General features: G+C 65.1%; 20 protein-coding genes. 9 read left to right on the top strand and 11 right to left on the bottom strand.

Going from position 1 to position 19,737, the window contains the following annotated elements; genetic code table 11:
* On the top strand, positions 1-163 hold a 163-nt coding region (locus EN738_RS12725; protein ID WP_127283985.1), incomplete at its 5' end, for a DUF1348 family protein.
* 7 nt (positions 164-170) lie between these two features.
* Positions 171-740: a TetR/AcrR family transcriptional regulator gene (locus tag EN738_RS12720; protein WP_127283984.1), complete on the top strand. Its 570-nt coding sequence runs from the start codon at positions 171-173 to the stop codon at positions 738-740.
* 9 nt (positions 741-749) lie between these two features.
* Here the strand turns inward: EN738_RS12720 and EN738_RS12715 are convergent, their stop codons facing one another.
* The 4 genes from EN738_RS12715 to EN738_RS12700 form a co-directional block, all read right to left on the bottom strand.
* Positions 750-1,493 carry an MBL fold metallo-hydrolase gene (locus EN738_RS12715; RefSeq protein WP_245494511.1) on the bottom strand — a complete coding sequence of 248 codons (744 nt, stop codon included), beginning with the start codon at positions 1,491-1,493 and terminating at the stop codon, positions 750-752.
* Positions 1,494-1,599: 106 nt separating this feature from the next.
* Entirely contained in the window at positions 1,600-2,445 is an 846-nt protein-coding gene (locus tag EN738_RS12710; RefSeq protein WP_127283982.1) for an aldo/keto reductase, read from the bottom strand.
* 88 nt (positions 2,446-2,533) lie between these two features.
* Positions 2,534-2,926, bottom strand: a complete 393-nt coding sequence (locus EN738_RS12705) for a DUF305 domain-containing protein (protein WP_127283981.1) — start codon at positions 2,924-2,926, stop codon at positions 2,534-2,536.
* A gap of 43 nt (positions 2,927-2,969) precedes the next feature.
* Positions 2,970-5,477 carry a heavy metal translocating P-type ATPase gene (locus EN738_RS12700; RefSeq protein ID WP_127283980.1) on the bottom strand — a complete coding sequence of 836 codons (2,508 nt, stop codon included), beginning with the start codon at positions 5,475-5,477 and terminating at the stop codon, positions 2,970-2,972.
* A gap of 210 nt (positions 5,478-5,687) precedes the next feature.
* Here EN738_RS12700 and EN738_RS12695 point away from each other — a divergent pair, with 210 nt between their 5' ends.
* The gene (locus EN738_RS12695; RefSeq protein ID WP_127283979.1) at positions 5,688-8,489 is read left to right on the top strand and encodes a [protein-PII] uridylyltransferase; all 2,802 of its coding nucleotides are present in this window, start codon (positions 5,688-5,690) and stop codon (positions 8,487-8,489) included.
* A gap of 40 nt (positions 8,490-8,529) precedes the next feature.
* Positions 8,530-10,137, top strand: coding sequence for a murein biosynthesis integral membrane protein MurJ (murJ, locus tag EN738_RS12690; RefSeq protein WP_127283978.1), 1,608 nt, complete (start codon positions 8,530-8,532; stop codon positions 10,135-10,137).
* Here the strand turns inward: murJ and EN738_RS12685 are convergent.
* Positions 10,112-10,516 (bottom strand): type II toxin-antitoxin system VapC family toxin, encoded by a 405-nt coding sequence (locus tag EN738_RS12685; RefSeq protein ID WP_127283977.1) that lies wholly within the window; start codon positions 10,514-10,516, stop codon positions 10,112-10,114. The genes murJ and EN738_RS12685 overlap by 26 nt on opposite strands.
* Positions 10,516-10,761: a type II toxin-antitoxin system VapB family antitoxin gene (locus tag EN738_RS12680; protein WP_127283976.1), complete on the bottom strand. Its 246-nt coding sequence runs from the start codon at positions 10,759-10,761 to the stop codon at positions 10,516-10,518. Before EN738_RS12680 ends, EN738_RS12685 begins: the two co-directional genes overlap by 1 nt.
* A 175-nt stretch (positions 10,762-10,936) precedes the next feature.
* On the opposite strand from EN738_RS12680, the gene trpS reads away from it, so the two are divergent.
* The 3 genes from trpS to EN738_RS12665 all read left to right on the top strand — a co-directional run bounded on the left by trpS (position 10,937) and on the right by EN738_RS12665 (position 13,341).
* Positions 10,937-12,004 carry a tryptophan--tRNA ligase gene (trpS, locus tag EN738_RS12675; protein ID WP_127283975.1) on the top strand — a complete coding sequence of 356 codons (1,068 nt, stop codon included), beginning with the start codon at positions 10,937-10,939 and terminating at the stop codon, positions 12,002-12,004.
* A gap of 102 nt (positions 12,005-12,106) precedes the next feature.
* A complete protein-coding gene (locus tag EN738_RS12670; RefSeq protein WP_127283974.1) occupies positions 12,107-12,598 on the top strand; it encodes a universal stress protein in 492 nt (163 codons plus the stop codon).
* A gap of 173 nt (positions 12,599-12,771) precedes the next feature.
* Positions 12,772-13,341, top strand: a complete 570-nt coding sequence (locus tag EN738_RS12665) for a NifU family protein (RefSeq protein WP_127283973.1) — start codon at positions 12,772-12,774, stop codon at positions 13,339-13,341.
* 145 nt (positions 13,342-13,486) lie between these two features.
* Here EN738_RS12665 and EN738_RS12660 read toward each other — a convergent pair whose 3' ends face one another.
* Positions 13,487-14,104: a L,D-transpeptidase gene (locus EN738_RS12660; RefSeq protein WP_127283972.1), complete on the bottom strand. Its 618-nt coding sequence runs from the start codon at positions 14,102-14,104 to the stop codon at positions 13,487-13,489.
* 223 nt (positions 14,105-14,327) lie between these two features.
* Here EN738_RS12660 and cueR point away from each other — a divergent pair, with 223 nt between their 5' ends.
* Entirely contained in the window at positions 14,328-14,747 is a 420-nt protein-coding gene (gene cueR / locus EN738_RS12655) for a Cu(I)-responsive transcriptional regulator (RefSeq protein WP_127283971.1), read from the top strand.
* A gap of 189 nt (positions 14,748-14,936) precedes the next feature.
* Here cueR and EN738_RS12650 read toward each other — a convergent pair whose 3' ends face one another.
* Positions 14,937-15,275, bottom strand: a complete 339-nt coding sequence (locus tag EN738_RS12650; protein WP_127283970.1) for a hypothetical protein — start codon at positions 15,273-15,275, stop codon at positions 14,937-14,939.
* Between the two features lie 572 nt (positions 15,276-15,847).
* Between EN738_RS12650 and EN738_RS12645 the strand changes: the two genes are divergently transcribed.
* Positions 15,848-16,348, top strand: coding sequence for an MmcB family DNA repair protein (locus tag EN738_RS12645; protein WP_187331495.1), 501 nt, complete (start codon positions 15,848-15,850; stop codon positions 16,346-16,348).
* Between the two features lie 252 nt (positions 16,349-16,600).
* On the opposite strand, the gene nhaA is transcribed toward EN738_RS12645, so the two are convergent.
* The 3 genes from nhaA to EN738_RS12630 form a co-directional block, all read right to left on the bottom strand.
* A complete protein-coding gene (gene nhaA, locus EN738_RS12640; protein ID WP_127283986.1) occupies positions 16,601-17,794 on the bottom strand; it encodes a Na+/H+ antiporter NhaA in 1,194 nt (397 codons plus the stop codon).
* Between the two features lie 377 nt (positions 17,795-18,171).
* Positions 18,172-18,735: an ActR/PrrA/RegA family redox response regulator transcription factor gene (locus tag EN738_RS12635; RefSeq protein WP_127283968.1), complete on the bottom strand. Its 564-nt coding sequence runs from the start codon at positions 18,733-18,735 to the stop codon at positions 18,172-18,174.
* Between the two features lie 119 nt (positions 18,736-18,854).
* On the bottom strand, positions 18,855-19,737 hold an 883-nt coding region (locus EN738_RS12630; protein ID WP_145966846.1), incomplete at its 5' end, for an ActS/PrrB/RegB family redox-sensitive histidine kinase.

Here is a 19,737-nt window from a genome sequence, read left to right as displayed (position 1 = left end):
CTCCTACGGCAATGAGAATTGGGAGTTCGACGCGGCCGGGCTGATGCGCCGGCGCGTCGCCAGCATCAATGACCTGCCAATCGCCGAGGCCGAGCGCAAATATCACTGGCCGCTCGGCCGCCGGCCCGACGATCATCCGGGCCTGACCGAACTTGGCTTGTAAGGCGCCTATGCGCAGGATCGCGCCCGAGCGCGCCGATCTGCCCTCCATCATCGGCGAGGTCTTTCGCGAGCACGGCTATGAAGGGGCGAGCCTGGCGCTGATCGGCGCGGCGACGGGATTGGGTAAGGGCAGCCTCTATCACTTCTTTCCCGGCGGCAAGGAGGAGATGGCGAGAGCCGTCATTGCCCATATCGACGGCTGGTTCGAGGACAATGTCTTTGCGCCTTTGCGCGACAACGCCGATCCGCGGGCCGGGATCGAGCACATGTTCGAGGCGACGGACAGCTTCTTCCGCTCGGGGCGCCGGGTTTGCCTCATCGGCGCCTTCGCGCTGGATGATTCGCGCGACCTGTTTTCCGGCCAAATAAGGGACTATTTCGGCCGCTGGGTCGCGCGTCTCGCCGAAGCGCTGACGCGATCCGGGTATCGACCGGGCGAGGCCAGCGAGCTGGCCGAGGAAGCAGTCGCCGTCATCCAGGGTGCGCTCACGCTTGCCCGCGCCGCCAACGACCTCGATATATTTTCAAGGGCATTGCGGCGAGTGCGCATGCGGCTTGAGCCTCCGGCCAAGATCTAGCCGGAACCCCTACAAAGGCTCGAAGCGGAAGGCTGTCTCGGTTCGAAAAATCCGACCGACGCCCGGTGAATCGAGATGCGCTCCCGCCACGCACCAGGCATTGTCGGCGGCAAGGGCAAAGATATGCAGCCGGCTCGCCCGCGCCTGCGCCTGGTCGGCGTCGAATTCCCATGCGACCTCCGGCCGATCGAACTGAAGCGACGGCACATGCACGAGGTCGCCCCAAACCAACAATGTTCCGCCGTCGCTCGTGACACGAAAACATGTGTGACCAATTTCGTGGCCTGGCGCCGCGACCGCCTCGACATTCGCGCTCAGGCGCTGCCCGGGGTCCAAAGGTTCTGCTCGATCATGGAAGCCGCTCAACCTCGCTACCGACCGGAACATGTCGAGCTCGGCTCGAGGCACGAGCAGGCGGGTGAGTTGCGGGAAACTGTCCCGGCCATCCGGACGGACGATCCCGTGGATATGATCGAGATGGGTGTGGGTGAAAGCGACCGTCCGAACTCGGCCAATGGCGATCCTCGCCTCGCTCAGCGCCTGCGGAAGAAGCCCCATCGTCGGGTGCCAGGCGTTCGAGGACCCCGTGTCGATCAGCATGACGTCTTGGCCGTCGTCGATCGCAAAGGCATTGACCGACAATCTCAGCGCGCCGTCGAAGAGCGGCACCTGCGACGGGAGATCGTCGCCAAAGGGCTCGTCTCCCGGATGGCGCAGTCGGCGGATCGGCATGTCGACATAGCCGTCGCGCAACGACGTGACGCTAATGCCCCCGATCTTGTACGTCGTGTGATGCGGCCCGGCTGAGATTCGTTCCAACGCTTGCTCTCTTTACCACGATTGCGAATGCAGATTTCGCTCAAATCATCTCCAGCCCGCGCTTGCGCGTCGGCGGCGGGAAGGCGCGGTCGAGATCGGCGAAATCCTCGGGCGTCAGCTTGATATCAAGCGCGGAGGCGTTCTGGCGAACATGCTCCTGCCGACTAGCCTTCGGAATGGCGATGACGCCTTCCTGTGCCATCACCCAGGCGAGGGCGATCTGCGCGGCCGTCACGTTGTGGCGGGCGGCGATGGCTTCCAGCCTGGCATTGCGCGCCAGCGCGCCCTGCTCGACCGGCGAATAGGCCATCAGCGGAATGCCGCGCTCTCGGCTCCAGGGCGCGAGATCGAACTCAGGGCCACGGCGCGAGAGATTGTAGAGCACCTGGTTGGTCTGGACGTTGCCGCCGTCCCGCAGGCCGACCAGTTCCTCCATCTCATCCGTGTCGAAATTGCTGACGCCCCAATGGCGGATCTTGCCGGCCGCCTTCAGTGCCTCGAAGGCCTCGACGGTCTCGGTCAGCGGCACGCTGCCCGGCCAGTGCAGCAGATAGAGGTCGATGCGGTCGGTGGCGAGGCGCTTGAGGCTGTTCTCGCAGGCCCGCCGGACGCCGGCGCGCGAGGCGTTGGAGGGCAGCACCTTCGAGACCAGGAAGGTCTCGTCGCGGCGCCCGGCAATCGCCTCGGCCACCACCTCCTCGGCGCCGCCGCTGGCATACATTTCGGCGGTATCGATCAGCGTCATGCCGAGATCCAGCCCGAGCCGCAGGGCCTTCACCTCGTCGGCGCGGCGACGGGCGTCCTCGCCCATCTTCCAGGTGCCCTGGCCGAGCACAGGCAAGGGTTCGCCCGAGGGCAGCGTGGTGGTTCTGACGGTAGATGCCATGGCAGGCTCTCATTGACGGCGGGATCGCATCACAGGCGAAGCAAGAAATCCAGTCCCAAGCCCCGCCCGGACTTCCGGCGTGCTAAATCTAGTCCGCCTGATGGGCCGCGAGCCAGGCCCGCATCTCCTTGATCTCGGCCTCCTGCGCCTTGATGACCGCTTCGGCCATCTTGCGGATTTCCGGGTCCTTGCCGTTGGCCAATTCCACCTTGGCCATGTCGATCGCGCCCTGATGATGCGGGATCATGCCGCGGACGAAGTCGACATCCGGATTGCCGGAATAGACATTTGCCATCATGTCGGCATGCATCTTGTCCATCGCCGCCTTGTAGCCGGCGGTCGATGGGCTCTCCGCGCCCATCGCCATGCCGGACATGTCGTGCTTCATCTCCTGCGATTGCGCCGGAACGCTTTCGAGGAAGACGGCGAGCAGCATTCCGGCCGCCATCAAGAGCAGCACAATCTTCTTGGCCAAGGTCATCCATGATCTCCTGTTGATGGACTGTCGTATTTGGGGGCTTCGCTCAGAGTTTCAACGTTCTGAGGCGCAAGGCGTTGCCGATGACCGAGACCGAGGACAGGCTCATCGCCGCCGCGGCCAGCATCGGCGACAAAAGCGTGCCGGTGAGCGGATAGAGGACGCCGGCAGCTATCGGCACGCCGAGCACGTTGTAGAGGAATGCGAAGAACAGGTTCTGGCGAATGTTGCGGATCGTCGCCCGGGCCAGCGTACGGGCCCTGACGATGCCGTTGAGGTCGCCCTTGACCAGGGTGATGCCGGCGCTCTCGACCGCGACATCGGCGCCTGTGCCCATAGCGATGCCGACATCGGCGGCGGCCAGCGCCGGCGCGTCGTTGACGCCGTCGCCGGCCATGGCGACGCCGGCGCCCTTGGCGCGCAGTTCCTCGACCAGCGCTCCCTTCTGCTCGGGCAGCAGGCCGGCGCGCACCTCGTCGATGCCAAGCTTGCCGGCGATGGCGCGCGCCGTGCGCTCATTGTCGCCAGTCGCCATGATGATCCGCAAGCCGCTGTCGTGCAGCGCGCCGATCGCCGCAGCCGTTGTCGGCTTGACCGGGTCGGCGACGGCGACGAGGCCGGCGAGCACGCCGCCGACGGCGACGAACATCGCCGTCTTGCCCTCGCCCCGCAGCGCGTCCGCCTGCGCTGAAATCGAGACCGTGTCGACGCCGAGGTCGGCCATCATCGCCGCATTGCCGAGCGCGACCTTGCTGCCGGCCACCGTGCCGGACACACCCTTGCCGGTGACCGCCTCGAAATCGCCGGCATCGGCGACCGTCACGCCGCGTTCGACCGCGCCCTCGACGATCGCCTCGGCGAGCGGATGCTCCGAACCCTTCTCAAGCGCGGCGGCCAGCGCCAGCAGTTCGTTTTCCGCGATGCCCCCGGCGGCGAAGACGTCGGTGAGCTTTGGCCGACCCTCGGTCAAAGTGCCGGTCTTGTCGACGATCAGCGTATCGACCGAAGCGAAGCGCTCGAGCGCTGCCGCCTCCTTGATCAGCACGCCGGCATGGGCGCCGCGCCCGGTCGCGGTCATGATCGACATCGGCGTCGCCAACCCCAGCGCGCAGGGACAGGCGATGATCAGCACCGACACCGCCGAGACGATGGCGAAGATCAGGCTTGGCTGTGGGCCGAGGATCGCCCAGGCGGCGAAAGCGGCGAGCGCGACCAGCACAACGGCCGGCACGAAATAGAAGGAAACGCGGTCGGCCAGGCCCTGGATCGGCGCCCGCGAGCGCTGCGCCTTGGCGACCAGTTCGACGATGCGCGACAGCGTCGTCTCGGCGCCGATGCGCTCGGCGCGCATGACCAGCGAGCCGTTCTTGTTGAGCGTGCCGCCGGTCAGGACGTCGCCCCCGGTCTTCTCGACCGGCAGCGGCTCGCCGGTGATCATCGATTCGTCGATGGCCGAGCGTCCCTCGAGCACGACACCGTCGACCGGAACGGCATCGCCGGGACGGATGCGCAGCCGGTCGCCGGCCTTGACCGTGTCGAGCGGCACGTCGCTTTCGGAGCCATCAGCGCCGATCAGCCGCGCCGTCTTCGGCGCTAGGTCGAGCAAGGCGCGGATGGCCGAGCCGGTGCGCTCGCGGGCCCTGAGCTCCAGCACCTGGCCGAGGAAGACCAGCGCGACGATGACGGCGGCGGCCTCGAAATAGACCGGCACGGCGCCGCCATGGCCGCGGAACTGGTGCGGGAAGATGTCCGGGAACAGCGTGGCCGCGATGCTGTAGAGATAGGCCGCGCCGACGCCGAGCGAGATCAGCGTCCACATGTTGGGACTGCGGTTGAGGATCGACTCCCAGCCGCGATGGAAGAAGGGAAAGGCCGCCCACAGCACGACCGGGCTCGCCAGCGCCAGCTCGGCCCATGTCTTTGTCCGGTCGTCGATGAGGCTGTCGAAGCTTAGGCCGAGCATCGGCGCCATGGCGATGACGAGCAGCGGCAGGGACAGCACCGCGCTGACCCAGAAGCGCCGCGTGAAATCGACCAGTTCGGGGTTCGGCCCTTCCTCGCCGGTCGGCACGCCCATCGGCTCCAGCGCCATGCCGCAGATCGGGCAGGCGCCCGGCTTGTCGCGGATGATCTCGGGATGCATCGGACAGGTGTATTGCGTGCCCTTCGGCATCGGCTGTGGTGCCGGCCGGTCGCCGAGATAATGGGCCGGCGCGGCCTCGAACTTGCCCTTGCAGCCGGCCGAGCAGAAATAGAAACCCTGGCCCTCATGGCGGACGAAGTGCCTGGCGCTGGCGCGATCGACGCTCATGCCGCAGACCGGATCGGTGGCGGTCAGGTATTTTTCCGGCTCGGCGACGAATTTGGCGCGGCAGCCCTCGCTGCAGAAATGACGGATGTGGCCACCATGCTCGGCCGTCGGCTTGCCGGCGGCCGGATCGACCGTCATGCCGCAGACCGGATCGCGAACGACCGCCTCCGCGACAGGCGCGGCGGCCTTGGCGGAGCAGCAGCCGCCGGTATGCGCGTGGTGTTCATGGTCGGAATGGGCCATCTGGAATGCCTCTGATGTCTTGATCTGAGGCCGAGGTAGGGCTTCCAGTAACTGGAAGGTCAAGGGTCGGCCGCAATTTTTCTCGCCAGGCGCATTGTCGGACGGTAAAGGCAGGGCAGATCATGCGGTGTCGTGACAGGGGCTCCCCATACCCAGCACCGCGAAAACGCGCTATAGACGCCGCCCGAAAGGCGAGGCCGACCTCAGCATATGGCAAAAATCTCCCTGAAACTCGACGAGCTGATCGACGGCGTGATGCTGCGCGGCGACATGACGAAGCTGACCGCGGCCCATGCCGGCGACGGTTCCGGTCAGGCGACGCGCGGCGCCGTTCTGCAGCTGCTCAAGGCTCGGCTGGCCGATGGCCGCAAGATCGCGGAAGCCATGCTGAGGGAGGATGGCGGCGGCACCGCCTGCGCTGCCCGGCTGTCGCATCTCATGGACGAGATCATCCGGGCGCTCTACGATTTCGCCGCGACCCACGTCTATCGCGTTAAGAACCGCTCCGCGGCCGAGCGCATGGCGGTGGTGGCGGTCGGCGGCTACGGCCGCGGCACGCTGGCGCCTGGCTCCGACATCGACCTTCTGTTCCTGCTGCCCTACAAGCAGACGCCCTGGGGCGAGCAGATCGTCGAATACATGCTCTACATGCTGTGGGATCTCGGGCTGAAAGTCGGCCATGCGACGCGCAACATCGACGAGTGCCTGAGGCTGTCGCGCACCGACGTCACCATCCGCACCTCGATCCTGGAGGCGCGCTTCCTGTGGGGCGAACAGAAGCTCTATGACGAGCTTTTGACGCGCTTCGACCATGAGGTGGTGCGCACCACCGGGCCCGAATATGTGCAGGCCAAGCTTGCCGAACGCGACGATCGCCACGCCAAGGCCGGCGAAAGCCGCTATCTGGTCGAACCCAACGTCAAGGACGGCAAGGGCGGGCTGCGCGACCTGCAGACCCTGTTCTGGATCGGCAAATATTTCTACCGGGTGCGCACCGGCGAGGAACTGGTCGAGAAGGCCGTCTTCACCGAGGCCGAATACCGGGAATTCCTCAAGGCCGAGGACTTTCTCTGGGCGGTGCGCTGCCACATGCACTTCCTCACCGGCAAGGCCGAGGAGCGGCTGCATTTCGACATCCAGCGCGAGATCGCCGAGCGGCTCGGCTACACCAGCCATCCCGGCCTGTCGGCGGTCGAGCGCTTCATGAAGCACTACTTCCTCGTCGCCAAGGATGTCGGCGACCTCACCCGCATCTTCTGCGCCGCGCTCGAGGAAGAGCAGGCCAAGCACGTGCCTGGCTTCAACCGCATCTTCCTCACCTTCCAGCGTCGCAAGCGCAAGCTGGCCGGCACGTCCGATTTCATCGTTGACAATCACCGCATCAACGTCGCCGACGACATGGTGTTCGAGCGCGACCCGGTCAATCTGCTCAGGCTGTTCTGGTTCGCCGACAAGCATGGGCTGGAGTTCCACCCCGACGCGCTGAAGCTACTCACCCGTTCGCTCGGCCTCATCGGCAAGGCGCTGAGGCGCGACGAGGAGGCCAACCGGCTGTTCCTCGACATTTTGACCTCAGACCGCTACGCCGAGCTCAATCTCAGGCGCATGAACGAGGCGGGGCTGCTGAGCAAGCTGATCCCGGACTTCGGCAAGATCGTCGCCATGATGCAGTTCTCGATGTACCACCACTATACGGTGGACGAGCACCTCATCCGCTGCATCGGCGTGTTGGCCGAGATCGAGCGCGGCGACGGCGAGAAGGTGCACCCGCTGTCGCATTCGCTGATGCCGGGGCTGAAGAAGAGCCGCGAGGCGCTCTATGTCGCCGTGCTCCTGCACGACGTCGCCAAGGGGCGGCCGGAGGATCATTCGGAAGCCGGCGCCCGCATCGCGCGGCGCATCTGCCCGCATATGGGGCTGTCGGCCGCCGACACCGAGACGGTGGCCTGGCTGGTCGAGAACCATCTCGTGATGTCGATGACGGCGCAGACGCGCGACCTCAACGACCGCAAGACGATCGAGGATTTCGCCTCGATCGTGCAGTCGGTCGAGCGGCTGAAGCTGCTGTTGATCCTCACCGTCTGCGATATCAGGGGTGTCGGGCCGGGCGTCTGGAACGGCTGGAAGGGGCAGTTGCTGCGCACGCTCTATTACGAAACCGAGCTGCTCTTGACCGGCGGCTTCTCCGAAGTGTCGCGCGCCGAGCGCACTTCCGCGGCGCGCGAGCGGCTGGCCGAGGCGCTGGCCAACTGGCCGGCAAAGGAGCGCAAGCGCTATGTCGCCCAGCACTACGAGAACTACCTGCTGACCGTCGATCTCGCCGACCAGCTGCGCCATGCCGAGTTCGTCCGCGAGGCGGACGCCGCCGACAAGAAGCTCGCGACCATGGTCAAGACGCATGAGTTCGAGGCGGTGACCGAGATCACCGTCCTGGCGCAGGACCATCCACGCCTGCTGTCGGTGATCGCCGGCGCGTGCGCCGCCGCCGGCGGCAACATCGTCGATGCGCAGATCTTCACCACCTCGGACGGCCGGGCGCTGGACACGATCCTGATTTCGAGGGAATTCGACCTCGACGAGGACGAGCGCCGGCGCGCCGAACGGGTCGGCCGGCTGATCGAGGACGTGCTGTCGGGCAAGACCTGGCTGCCGGAAATGATCGAGAAGCGCACCAAGCCCAAGCGCGGCGCCAAGGTCTTCCGCATTCCGCCGCGCGCCGAGATCCGCAACACGCTGTCGAACCGCTTCTCGGTGATCGAGATCGAGGGGCTCGACCGGCCCGGCCTGCTCTCCGAGATCACCGGGGCGCTGTCCGATCTGTCGCTCGACATCGCATCGGCGCACATCACCACCTTCGGCGAGAAGGTCATCGATACCTTCTATGTCACCGACCTCACGGGACAGAAGATCGACAGCCCGACGCGCATGGCCACCATCCACAAGCGGCTGATCGAGACCCTGGACGGCACCGCGCCGGAGCGCGGCGGCAAGGCCAGGGCGGCGGCCGAGTGACCATCACTTTGTCCCAATCGCACAGGCAGTCTCCCCGCGCATGAGCCTTGTCAAGAAATTCGCCACGGTCGCCTCCGGCACGCTGATGAGCCGCGCGCTCGGCTTCGGCCGCGAGATGCTGATGGCGGCGGCGCTGGGCACCGGGCCGATCGCCGACGCCTTCAACGCCGCCTTCCAGTTCCCCAACACCTTCCGCCGGCTGTTCGCCGAGGGCGCCTTCAACGCGGCCTTCGTGCCGCTGTTCGCCAAGGAGATCGAGACGCATGGCACCGAGGGCGCCAAGCGCTTCTCCGAGGAAGTGTTCGGCGTGCTGTTCACGGCACTGCTGGCGTTGACGATCGCAATGGAGTTCGCGATGCCGCTGATCGTGCGCTACCTGGTGGCGCCGGGCTTTGCCGACACGCCGGGCAAGTTCGAGACGACGGTCACGCTTGCGACCATCATGTTCCCGTATCTCATCTGCATGTCGCTCGGCGCCATGATGGCCGGCATGCTGAATTCGCTGCGCCGTTATTTCGCCGCGGCGGTGGCGCCGGTCTTCCTCAACATCATCCTGATCGGCGTGCTCGGATACGCCTGGTACAATGGGCTGGATGCGCACGACGTCGGCTTCGGCCTGTCCTGGGGCGTGCTGGCGGCGGGGGTGGTGCAACTCGCCATCGTCTGGGTGGCGGTGCGCCATGCCGGCATCTCGATCGGCTTCCGCAGGCCGAAGATGACGCCGAGCGTCAAGCGGCTGTTGATCCTGGCGCTGCCGGCGGCGATCACAGGCGGCATCACCCAGATCAACCAGCTGATCGGCACGGCGATCGCCTCGGCGCAGGACAGCGCCGTTTCCTCTCTGGCCTATGCCGACCGCATCTACCAATTGCCGCTCGGCGTCGTCGGCGTGGCGGTGGCGATCGTGCTGTTGCCGGAACTGTCGCGGGCGTTGAAGTCGGGCAACCTGATCGAGGCGGCCAACCTGCAAAACCGCTCGGTCGAGTTCACGCTGTTCATGACCTTGCCGGCGGCGGCCGCGTTGTGGGTGATGTCGGAGCCGATCGTGCGGCTGGTCTACGAGCGCGGCGCCTTCGCCGCCAACCATTCGACGCCGATCGTGGCCTCGATCCTGGCGATCTTCGGTCTCGGCCTGCCGGCCTTCGTGCTGATCAAGGCCTTCACCCCCGGCTACTTCGCGCGCGAGGACACGCGCACGCCGATGATGTTCGCCGCCATCTCGGTCGGCGTGAATGTCGCCACCGCGCTGTCGCTGTTTCCGTCGATGGGCGCGCCGGGCATCGCGGTGGCGTCGGCCGTGGCCGGCTGGGTCAACGCACTGATGCTGCTTGCCGTGCTGATCCGGCGCGGCCATTGGGGCCGCGACATCCCGCTGTTGAAGCGCATTCCGAGGCTGGTGCTGTCCGCCGGGATCATGGCGACCGCGCTTTACTTCGCGGAGCGGCATTTTGCGACGCAGATCGGACCCGGCTCACCGCTGGTCGTGAAAGCAACGACGGTGCTTGCACTGGTCGCCGGGGGTGCTGCGCTCTATTTCATCGCCGCCTTCGCGACCGGCGGCGCCGATTTCGGCATGATCCGCAGGAATGTGAAGCGCGGCGAGGCAAAGGCAGCGCCGCCGGTTACGGAACAGTCTCCAGATCCGTGAGCCTGAATTCGTCGGCCGTGGAAAGCATCGGAACGGCGTAGTGGCGTGCGCAAGCGTAGTGGAAACAGTCCGCCAGGTTCAGTCGGATGGCGTTGTTGCGAAACCGCGACGCGGCCTCGATGGATAGCGATGCCGCGTCCAGCGCCGGCGGCAGCTCGCGCAAGGCAATTGCGCGCTCTTCAAGAAAACGGGTCACAATCTCAGCGCTTCTGGCAACCGGTATTGCCAGCTTTTCCGGCCGGGATAGGGCCATTGAGGCTTCCCAGACAGCGATTGCGGAGGTGAATGGAGCCGAGGCGTCCACGACCGCCTGCGCGCAGCGTTCGGCCTCAGCTTCATTGCTCAGCATCGCAACGATAGCGGCTGCATCGACGAACATCAGTCCTCGCCGGACAGTTCATCATAGACCGAGCGGGGCAACGGCCTGCGCGCCTGCTCGCCCAACTCAATTCCAAACTCGGCCCTCAGCCGGGCTGCCGTCTCCAACGGCGTCTCGCGGTTGCGCCGCCGTTCGAGGGCTTCGCGCATGGCGATCACGATGGCCTCGGTGATGCCGACGCCCTCAGCTTTGGCGAAGGCGCGGGTTAGCCTGTCGGCTTCCTTGTTGTTGATATTGATGGTCATGACTACATTCTTTCGTGTAGCTTGAAACATGTAGCCACCGCATGCCAATGTCAATAGCCCGTTAATCGGCACGTTGGGTGCCTCTTGATCGGATGCCGGGCTTCGTCCATAAGCGCGCCCGTCGAAAGACTTTCGCCGCGCGCGAAACGGCCCTCCACAAGCCAATGAGGAAAAAATGTCAGCCTTCAAGCCACTCGTCTTTTCCGGCGTCCAGCCGACCGGCAACCTGCATCTCGGCAACTATCTCGGCGCCATCAAGAAATTCGTCGCGCTGCAGGACCAGTCCGACTGCATCTATTGCGTCGTCGACCTGCATTCGCTGACGGCGCAGCTCGTCCATGACGACCTTGCCGACCAGACCCGCTCGATCACCGCCGCCTTCCTCGCCTCCGGCATCGACCCCAAGAAGCACATCGTCTTCAACCAGTCGCGGGTGATGCAGCACGCCGAGCTCGCCTGGATCTTCAATTGCGTGGCGCGCATCGGCTGGATGAACAAGATGACGCAGTTCAAGGACAAGGCCGGCAAGGACCGCGAGAACGCCTCCCTCGGCCTTCTCGCCTATCCAAGCCTGATGGCCGCCGACATCCTGCTCTACCGCGCCACCCATGTGCCGGTGGGCGAGGACCAGAAGCAGCACCTCGAGCTGACCCGCGACATCGCCCAGAAATTCAACAATGACTTCTCCGACCGCATCGCCGCACTTGGCGTCGGCGTCGAGATGCAGGTCGGCGAGGAGACGGTGAACGGCTATTTCCCGATCACCGAACCGGTGATCGGCGGACCGGCGGCGCGCATCATGAGCCTGCGCGACGGGTCGAAGAAGATGTCCAAGTCGGACCCGTCTGACCTGTCACGCATCAACCTGACCGACGATGCCGACACCATCTCGAAGAAGATCCGCAAGGCCAAGACCGATCCCGAAGCCTTGCCGGGCGAGGTCGACGGGCTGGCCAGCCGTCCCGAGGCGGAAAACCTGGTCGGCATCTATGCCGGGCTTGCCGAAATCTCGAAGGCCGACGTGCTGAAGGAGTTCGGCGGCCAGCAGTTCTCGGTGTTCAAGCCGGCGCTGGCCGACCTCGCGGTGGAGAAGCTGGCGCCGATCGCCGGCGAGATGCGCCGCATCGAGGGCGACCGCGCCTATGTCGATGCGGTGCTGAAGGACGGCGGCGAGCGCGCCGGCGCGCTGGCGGAATCGACGATGCGGACGGTGCGCGACATCATCGGCCTGTTGCAGGACTGATCGATCCAATCTCGTCGATCGCTACCGCCATGAAGGCCGGCGGCTTGCCGCCGGTCCTTGGCGGTGGCAGATTGCGGCCGAATTGATACCGAGCAGACAGACATGGTCTCCAAACGTCTCAGCCGTGAAGTTGGCCACCGCCGCAAGTTCCTGGCGATCATCGACGACACGCCGGAATGCGAGCGCGCCGTCGCCTATGCCTCGAAGCGGGCGCAGAGCACCAGCGGCGTGCTGGTGCTGCTCTATGTCATCGAGCCGGACGATTTCCAGCACTGGCTGGGGGTCGAGAAGATCATGCGCGAGGAGGCGAACGCCACGGCGCGCGCCGCGCTCGATACCTACGCCAACAAGGTGCGCCAGAAGCTCGGCATCGAGCCGGAACTGGTGGTGCGCGAGGGCAAGCCGACCGAAGAGATCCATAAGCTGATCGAGGAAGACCAGGACATCGCCATCCTGGTGCTGGCGGCGGGCGCCGGCAAGGAAGGCCCCGGGCCGCTGGTCAGCGCCGTGGCCGGCAGGGGGGCCGCCTTCCCCATCCCGGTCACCGTGGTGCCGCAGAATCTGTCGGATGAGGAAATCGACAGCCTCGCTTGAGGCGTGCCGATATTCAGGTCAGGCCGACACGCCTCGCCCCATGTACCGGAGGCTTGGCAAAAACATTCCGCCAGCCAGCCGTTGCGGCGACGCGTTTCGCTTGAATGTCCCGCCGATAGCGCCTATTTAGAACCATTCCAAACTATCCGCCCGAAACGGGCATGGAGACCGCCATGTTCATCCAGACCGAATCGACGCCGAACCCGGCAACGCTGAAGTTTTTGCCTGGCAAGGAAGTGCTGCGCGAAGGCACCGCCGATTTCCGCGACGCCGACAGTGCGGCGAGCGCCTCGCCGCTGGCCGGCCGGCTGTTCGAGATCCCCGGCGTCACCGGCGTCTTCTTCGGCTACGACTTCATCACCGTGACCAAGGACGGTCCCGACTGGCAGCACTTGAAGCCGGCGATCCTCGGCGCCATCATGGAGCATTTCATGTCTGGCGCGCCGGTCATGACCAAGGCCGGCCCGGCGGCCGAGACCAGCGAGACCGGCGAATTCTACGACAAGGCCGACGAGGAACTGGTCGTCACCATCAAGGAGCTGCTCGACACCAGGGTGCGCCCGGCGGTTGCCCAGGACGGCGGCGACATCACCTTCCGCGGCTTCGAGAACGGCACCGTGTTCCTGCACATGAAGGGCGCCTGCGCCGGCTGCCCGTCGTCGACGGCGACGCTGAAGCACGGCATCCAGAACCTGCTTCGTCACTTCGTCCCCGAGGTGCAGCAGGTCGAGCAGGTCGCTTAAGCGTAAGCTCTTCCGTCAGCAGGCAACAAAAAACCGGGCCGAATTGCCCGGTTTTCTGTTTTGGGACGTCCATTTGTTGCCTAGACGGTCCGCGTACTCAACTTTTCAGGTGAGCCATGACCCCCGAATACGGGGATCGTGGTCCCTACATCACGATGACCTTGGCGCCGACAGAGGTGCGGTTGTAGAGGTCGATGATGTCCTGGTTCATCAGCCGGATGCAGCCCGACGACATCGCCTTGCCGATCGAATTCCATTCCGGGCTGCCATGCAGGCGGTAGCCCATGTCGCCGCCCTTGTTGAACAGGTACATGGCGCGGGCGCCAAGCGGGTTCTTCAGGCCCGGATCCATGCCGCCAGCGAATTTGGCGAGTTCCGGCTGGCGCTTGATCATCTGCGAGGGCGGCGTCCAGGTCGGCCATTCGCGCTTCAGCGCGATGCGCGCTGTGCCGTGCCACTCGAAGCCTTCACGGCCGACGCCGATGCCGTAGCGGATCGCCAGCCCGTCACTCTCGACGAAGTAGAGGAACTTGTTCTGGGTATCGACGATGATCGTGCCCGGCTTTTCCCTGGTGTCGTACTCCACTTCCTGTCGGTGGAAGCGCGACGGAACCTTCTCGATCGGGATGCGCGGCAACTGATAACCCGCATCGGTGACCGCGCCATAGTCGTTGGTGAACAGTCGCGCGCCGATGGTGCTGCAACCACTGATCGCGGTCGACATCGCCAAAGCAGCGACGATTGCAAGAGACTTCAAGCGCATGAATAGGTCCGATGCCCAGCCCGTTGATCGCGGCACGAGTCGGCCGCTTTTCCTGAAATCATTCATGCTGGCATTTCTTTTGCTTGCCAAGCGCGCCATGCCTATATGCAGGACCTTACCTGCCGGTAGATGCACAACTGCGTCTTTTCGGCAACAGGGCTCACAGGATTGTGAAGCAAAATCAATGGGGCCTCCGACTGGGGTCCGGATTGAGGAGAGCGCCATGAATGTCGGAGACGCCGCCGAGCGGTCCGGCCTGCCGGCCAAGACCATCCGCTACTACGAAGAGATCGGCCTGATCCGGCCGGCGCGGGCCGAGAACGGCTACCGCGACTATTCTGGCGACGATATCCACCGGCTGGCCTTCCTGCGCCGCGCCCGCAATCTCGGCTTCTCCATCGACGACTGCCGCCAACTGATGGCGCTCTACCAGGACCGCGACCGCGCCAGCCACGACGTGCGCGAAATCGCCGCCGCCCATGTCAGGGCGATCGAGGAGAAGGTGCGCGAGCTGCAATCGATGCGCGCCACCTTGCAGACGCTGGTCCACGCCTGTCACGGCGACCACCGCCCGGACTGCCCGATCCTGGACGACATGGCGGGCTTGACCGTGGACGGCGAGCACAGCAAAACGGCGAACTGATCGCCGCAGCCACGACAGGATCGCCCGCTGCGGCAAGGCGGTGAACCCGCGTCATTCCTTAGAGGGGAAGACGCGGGCCAGGTTGCCACCTGTTGCAATCACCAGCGGCGAATGCAACCGGACACAACCATTAACGATGGCTAATGTCTAGATGGGGCATGGCGCGCCCCCTATAGCCTGGTAACGGGGTTAGTCGCTGCCTGCATAGCAGTTCAGGTTCTCCGTCAGGTCGATTTCGGTGCACAGACTGCTCGGTGCGAGTGCTGCTTCAAACCCGAGTGCTGCCATGCAGCCCCGAACAAAACTAGCCTCTTGTGATTGGGTATCCGGGGTTCTGGTGCGAAAAGCCTTTGTCATTTCAGCGTGACAAATCTCAAATGAGGCTTGCCTGTCTTCATAGCGCTGGCAAGCGCCTACGGTTAGACCCAGCGCCAGTGCCGTCGCCAATCTGATGATGTCGAAAAAGCTTCCTCGCATGCGCTTTCTTATCAGCGGAGTCCGGGATCCTCCAATGAGTCTGTCGAACATACAGTCGCCAAAGGTGTCGACGCTTCCCGGTCGCGGCGCGGATGAGGTTGCGGCGGAGTAAAGCCCGATTCATCCGGTGGAACGGGACAGGGCCGGCGCGCTAAAAGCCCTTGCCTCGCAGCCAATTCCACCCACGTCCCTTACGGGTTTCGAGATCTGTCCAATAGTAGACCGCAGCCAGAATGGCCGGGATACCGATGCCGAGAATGACGACTGCCAAAGCAAACCAACTCATGGCCTAGCGCTCCTGCCGCTCGCGGTAGAGCATCCAGAGCGGCAGGGTTATGATGGCGAAAGTGATCACGGCCAACTCGACCCAGTAAGTAAATGGGTCAAGTGCTCGCTCTACGGGGTGATCCTTGAGAGGAATCCTGCCCGTCCAAAGGGATTGGGCAACCACCCAGACTAGGGCAAGCTCCAAAGCGACCATAACGGCTCGCATCATATACTTACTGGGTTTCATGCGCTTTTCATATCAGCGCACCTCGTATCAGGCGACGGGTTTGTCAAATATATAATCGCCCCTTAAAGACGGGTTCAAACCGTGAACAAAATCTGGCATGGTGCCGGCCATGCCCATCATCTCACCGATTCCCCTTAACCCCTTGATCGACGGTCGCCAGTCGGAGCGCGCCATGCTGGTGCGGCGCGGGGTGCAGCGGCTGCTTGCCGCAATGGGCGCGCATGTGCTGCCGGAACTGTCCCTCGCAACCGGCCGGCGCGCCGACCTCGTCGCGCTGACCCGCCAGGGCGATATCTGGATCATCGAGATCAAATCCTCGATCGAGGATTTCCGCGTCGACCGCAAATGGCCGGACTATCGGCTGCATTCCGACCGCTTCTTCTTCGCTACCCATCCCGGTGTGCCCTCGGAGATCTTTCCGCAGGAATGCGGCTTCATCCTCTCCGACGGCTATGGCGCCGAGATCCTGCGCGAGGCGCCGGAGCACCGGATGGCGGCGGCAACGCGCAAGGCGCTGATGCTGCGGATCGCCCGCGCCGGCGCGGCGCGGCTTTTGGCGGCGGAGCTTGCCGGCGTTTCGGTGCCGGCGCTGGACGGCGAGAGCGAGTAGCGGCCGCTTACGCTTGCTATGAATTTCCACCGTTTGCGCCACCCCTCATCTGCCTGCCGGCATCTTCTCCCCGTGAACGGGGAGAAGGGGCGTCGTCGCGCAGGATTTCGCCAATCACCAGCGCGGCGGGAGTTGAGCGCCGACGTGGTCCCAAGCCTCTTTCTCCCCGTTCACGGGGAGAAATGCCCGGCAGGGCAATGAGGGGCAGCGCGACGCTGGAAATTTCCCATCTGTTGGCGGGAGCCCGAAGCGCTATTCGATTTCCTCCTCCACACCCGCGGCCGGCGCCATGACCAGCATTGCCGCGCCGAGCAGCGCGGCGACCAGCGAGCCGGCGAGGATGCCGACCTTGACCGCGTCTTGCAGCGCCACATCGCTGGCGAAGGCGAGCAGGCCGATGAACAGGCTCATGGTGAAGCCGATGCCGCACAGCAGCGATATGCCGATCATGTGCAACCAGCCGGCATTGGCCGGCAAATCGGCGAGGCCGAGCCGGATGGCGAGCGCCGAGGAGCCGAACACGCCGACCAGCTTGCCCAGCACCAGGCCGGCGGCGACGCCCAATGTCAGCGGCTCGACGAGGGCGGCCATGCTGAGGCCAGCGAGCGAGACGCCGGCATTGGCGAAGCCGAAGATCGGGATAACGATGAAAGGCACCAGTCTGTGCAGGCCGTGCTCCAGCTTGTGCAGCGGCGAATGTTCGATATCGTCGCCGATGCCGGCGGCGGGCTCGAGCGGGACGGTGAGCGCCAGCGCCACGCCGGCGAGCGTCGCGTGCACGCCCGATTTCAGCACCAGCACCCAGAGCACGGCGCCGAGCACGAGATAGGGGATCAGGTTCATCACCCGCATGCGGTTGAGCGCGACGAGCGCGGCGATGACCGCGAAGGCGGCGCCGAGATAGGCGAGCGAAAGACCGCTTGTGTAGAACAGCGCAATGATGATGACGGCGCCGAGATCGTCGATGATGGCGAGCGCGGTGAGGAAGATTTTCAGCGAGGCCGGCACGCGATTGCCGAGCAGCGAGAGAACGCCGAGCGCGAAGGCGATGTCGGTGGCTGTCGGGATCGCCCAGCCGGAGAGCGCGGCCGGATTGTCGCGGTTGATCAAGACATAGACCAGCGCCGGAACCACCATGCCGCCGGCAGCGGCGATACCAGGCAGCACGCGGCGCGGCCAGGTCGAGAGCTGGCCGTCCAGCATCTCGCGCTTGATCTCCAGGCCGACCAGGAGAAAGAACACCGCCATCAGCCCGTCATTGATCCAGTGCGAGACGCTGAGCGGCCCGAGATAGGCATGGAGGAGAGCGAAATAGGCTTCGGCGAGCGGCGAGTTGGCGACGATGAGGGCAAGCGCCGCCGTCGCCATCAGGATGATGCCGCCGGCCGCCTCGCCGTCGAGGAATTCGCGCAGGATGGATTTCGGCCGCTGCTCCAAATCCTGCACGTCGCCCTCCCTCATGCAACTGTCCACCGCGCGATGATGCGCAAACTTCAAGGACCGGGCAAGCATCGATCCGGCAAACGGGTTCGGCTTCAAAGCCCCATCTCCTTTCCGAACGCCGGCGCTGCCCCTCATCGCCCTGCCGGGCACTTCTCCCCGTATAGAGACGGGGAGAAGGGGCTGGCCGCAGCCTTGGCGCGCATTCTGCAACGCCGAAGATTGGCGAAATCGGGGATGAGAGCGCCCCTCTCCCCGTCACTATACGGGGAGAGGATGCCGGCAGGCAGGTGAGGGGCAGCACCAACTTTCGAGAATTGGCAGCCTGCACCAAAAGTTGGAAACTCCGGCGCTGTTGCCCTGGCTCTGTCCGGGACTCCCAGTCACCGTGGCGCGCGCTTGGCGAGGATCCGCTGCAGGGTGCGGCGGTGCATGTTCAGCCGGCGCGCGGTTTCCGAGACGTTGCGGTCGCACATTTCGTAGACGCGCTGGATGTGCTCCCAGCGCACGCGGTCGGCCGACATCGGATTTTCCGGCGGCGCGGCGCGTTCGCCGGAGGTGCGGGTGAGCGCGGCGAAGACGTCGTCGGCGTCGGCCGGCTTGGAAAGATAGTCGATGGCGCCAAGCTTCACGGCGGTCACCGCGGTGGCGATGTTGCCATAGCCGGTGAGGATGACGGCGCGGGCGTCGTCGCGCTTCTCGCGAATGGCGGCGATGACGTCGAGCCCGTTGCCGTCGCCGAGCCGCATGTCGACCACGGCGTAGGCCGGCGGATGGGCGCGCGCCTTGGCCACCGCCTCCTCGACGCTGTCGGCGGTATCGACAGCGAAGCCCCTGGTTTCCATGGCGCGGGCAAGCCGGGTCAGGAACGGCTTGTCGTCGTCGACGATCAGCAGCGAGGTGTCCTCGCCCTCAACCATTGCGCCAGTCGTTTCGTCTCCACTCATGGTGTCCAGAATTCCTGCTGACTTAAGCTTACGCAGATACAGTTCCGCGCCACTATTGTCCAATTTTTCGCACCTGCAACGGGCACCGATGAGGCCACGATGCAGGTTAAAGCCGGGTTTCAGGCGGTATCGAACATGCTGGAGGACGATTCGGGGTTGAGAAAGACGCCGCGCGGCCAGGATATCTGCACCACCGCGCCCTCGCCCAGCCCGCTCGAATTGCGGAAATCAAGCGTGGCGCCGGAGCGCTCCAGCAAGGTCTTGGCGATGAACAGGCCAAGGCCGAGGCCGCCGCCGGCCTCGGTGCCCTGGCGCGTCGACATATAGGGCTCGCCGATGCGGTCGATGATCTCCGGCGGGAAGCCCGGCCCATCGTCGGTTATCGAGAAGACGACGTCGGCATCGTCCCAGCTCCAGCTGACGGTGACGGTCTTGCGGGCGAAATCGACGGCGTTCTCGACCAGGTTGCCCAGGCCGTAGATGACGCCGGGGTTGCGCCGCCCGACCGGCTCGGGGCCGATGCGCTCGCCCGGCCGCAGCTTGATCGAGATGCCGAAATCGCGATGCGGCGCAGTCACCTCTTCGACCAGCGAGGTCAGCGGCAAGCGCGACAGATGCGCTTCGCCTTCGGACGAAAGGCTGGTTAGCCGCTTCAGGATCTCGCGACAGCGCTCGCTCTGCGAGCGCAGCAGTTTCACGTCCTCGCCGAATTTCTGATCCTTGCCGAGCGCCTTCTCCATCTCCTTGGCGACCAGCGTGATGGTGGCGAGCGGCGTGCCGAGCTCGTGCGCAGCGGCGGCGGCGAGCCCGTCCAGCGCCGACAGATGCTGCTCGCGCTGCAGCACCAGCTCGGTGGCGGCGAGCGCGTTGGCGAGCAGGCGCGCCTCCTCGGCGACGCGGAAGGCGTAGATGGCGGTGAAGGCGATCGAGGAAAACACCGCCATCCACATGCCGGCGACGTAGATGAAGGGCATTTCCAGCGGCGCGCCGTCATACCAGGGC

This window comes from Mesorhizobium sp. M4B.F.Ca.ET.017.02.2.1 (assembly GCF_003998955.1).
In the GTDB taxonomy this organism is placed as follows: domain Bacteria; phylum Pseudomonadota; class Alphaproteobacteria; order Rhizobiales; family Rhizobiaceae; genus Mesorhizobium; species Mesorhizobium abyssinicae.
The sequence above is the reverse complement of the archived record's forward strand: the minus strand, read 5'-3'. Positions and strand labels throughout refer to the sequence as shown.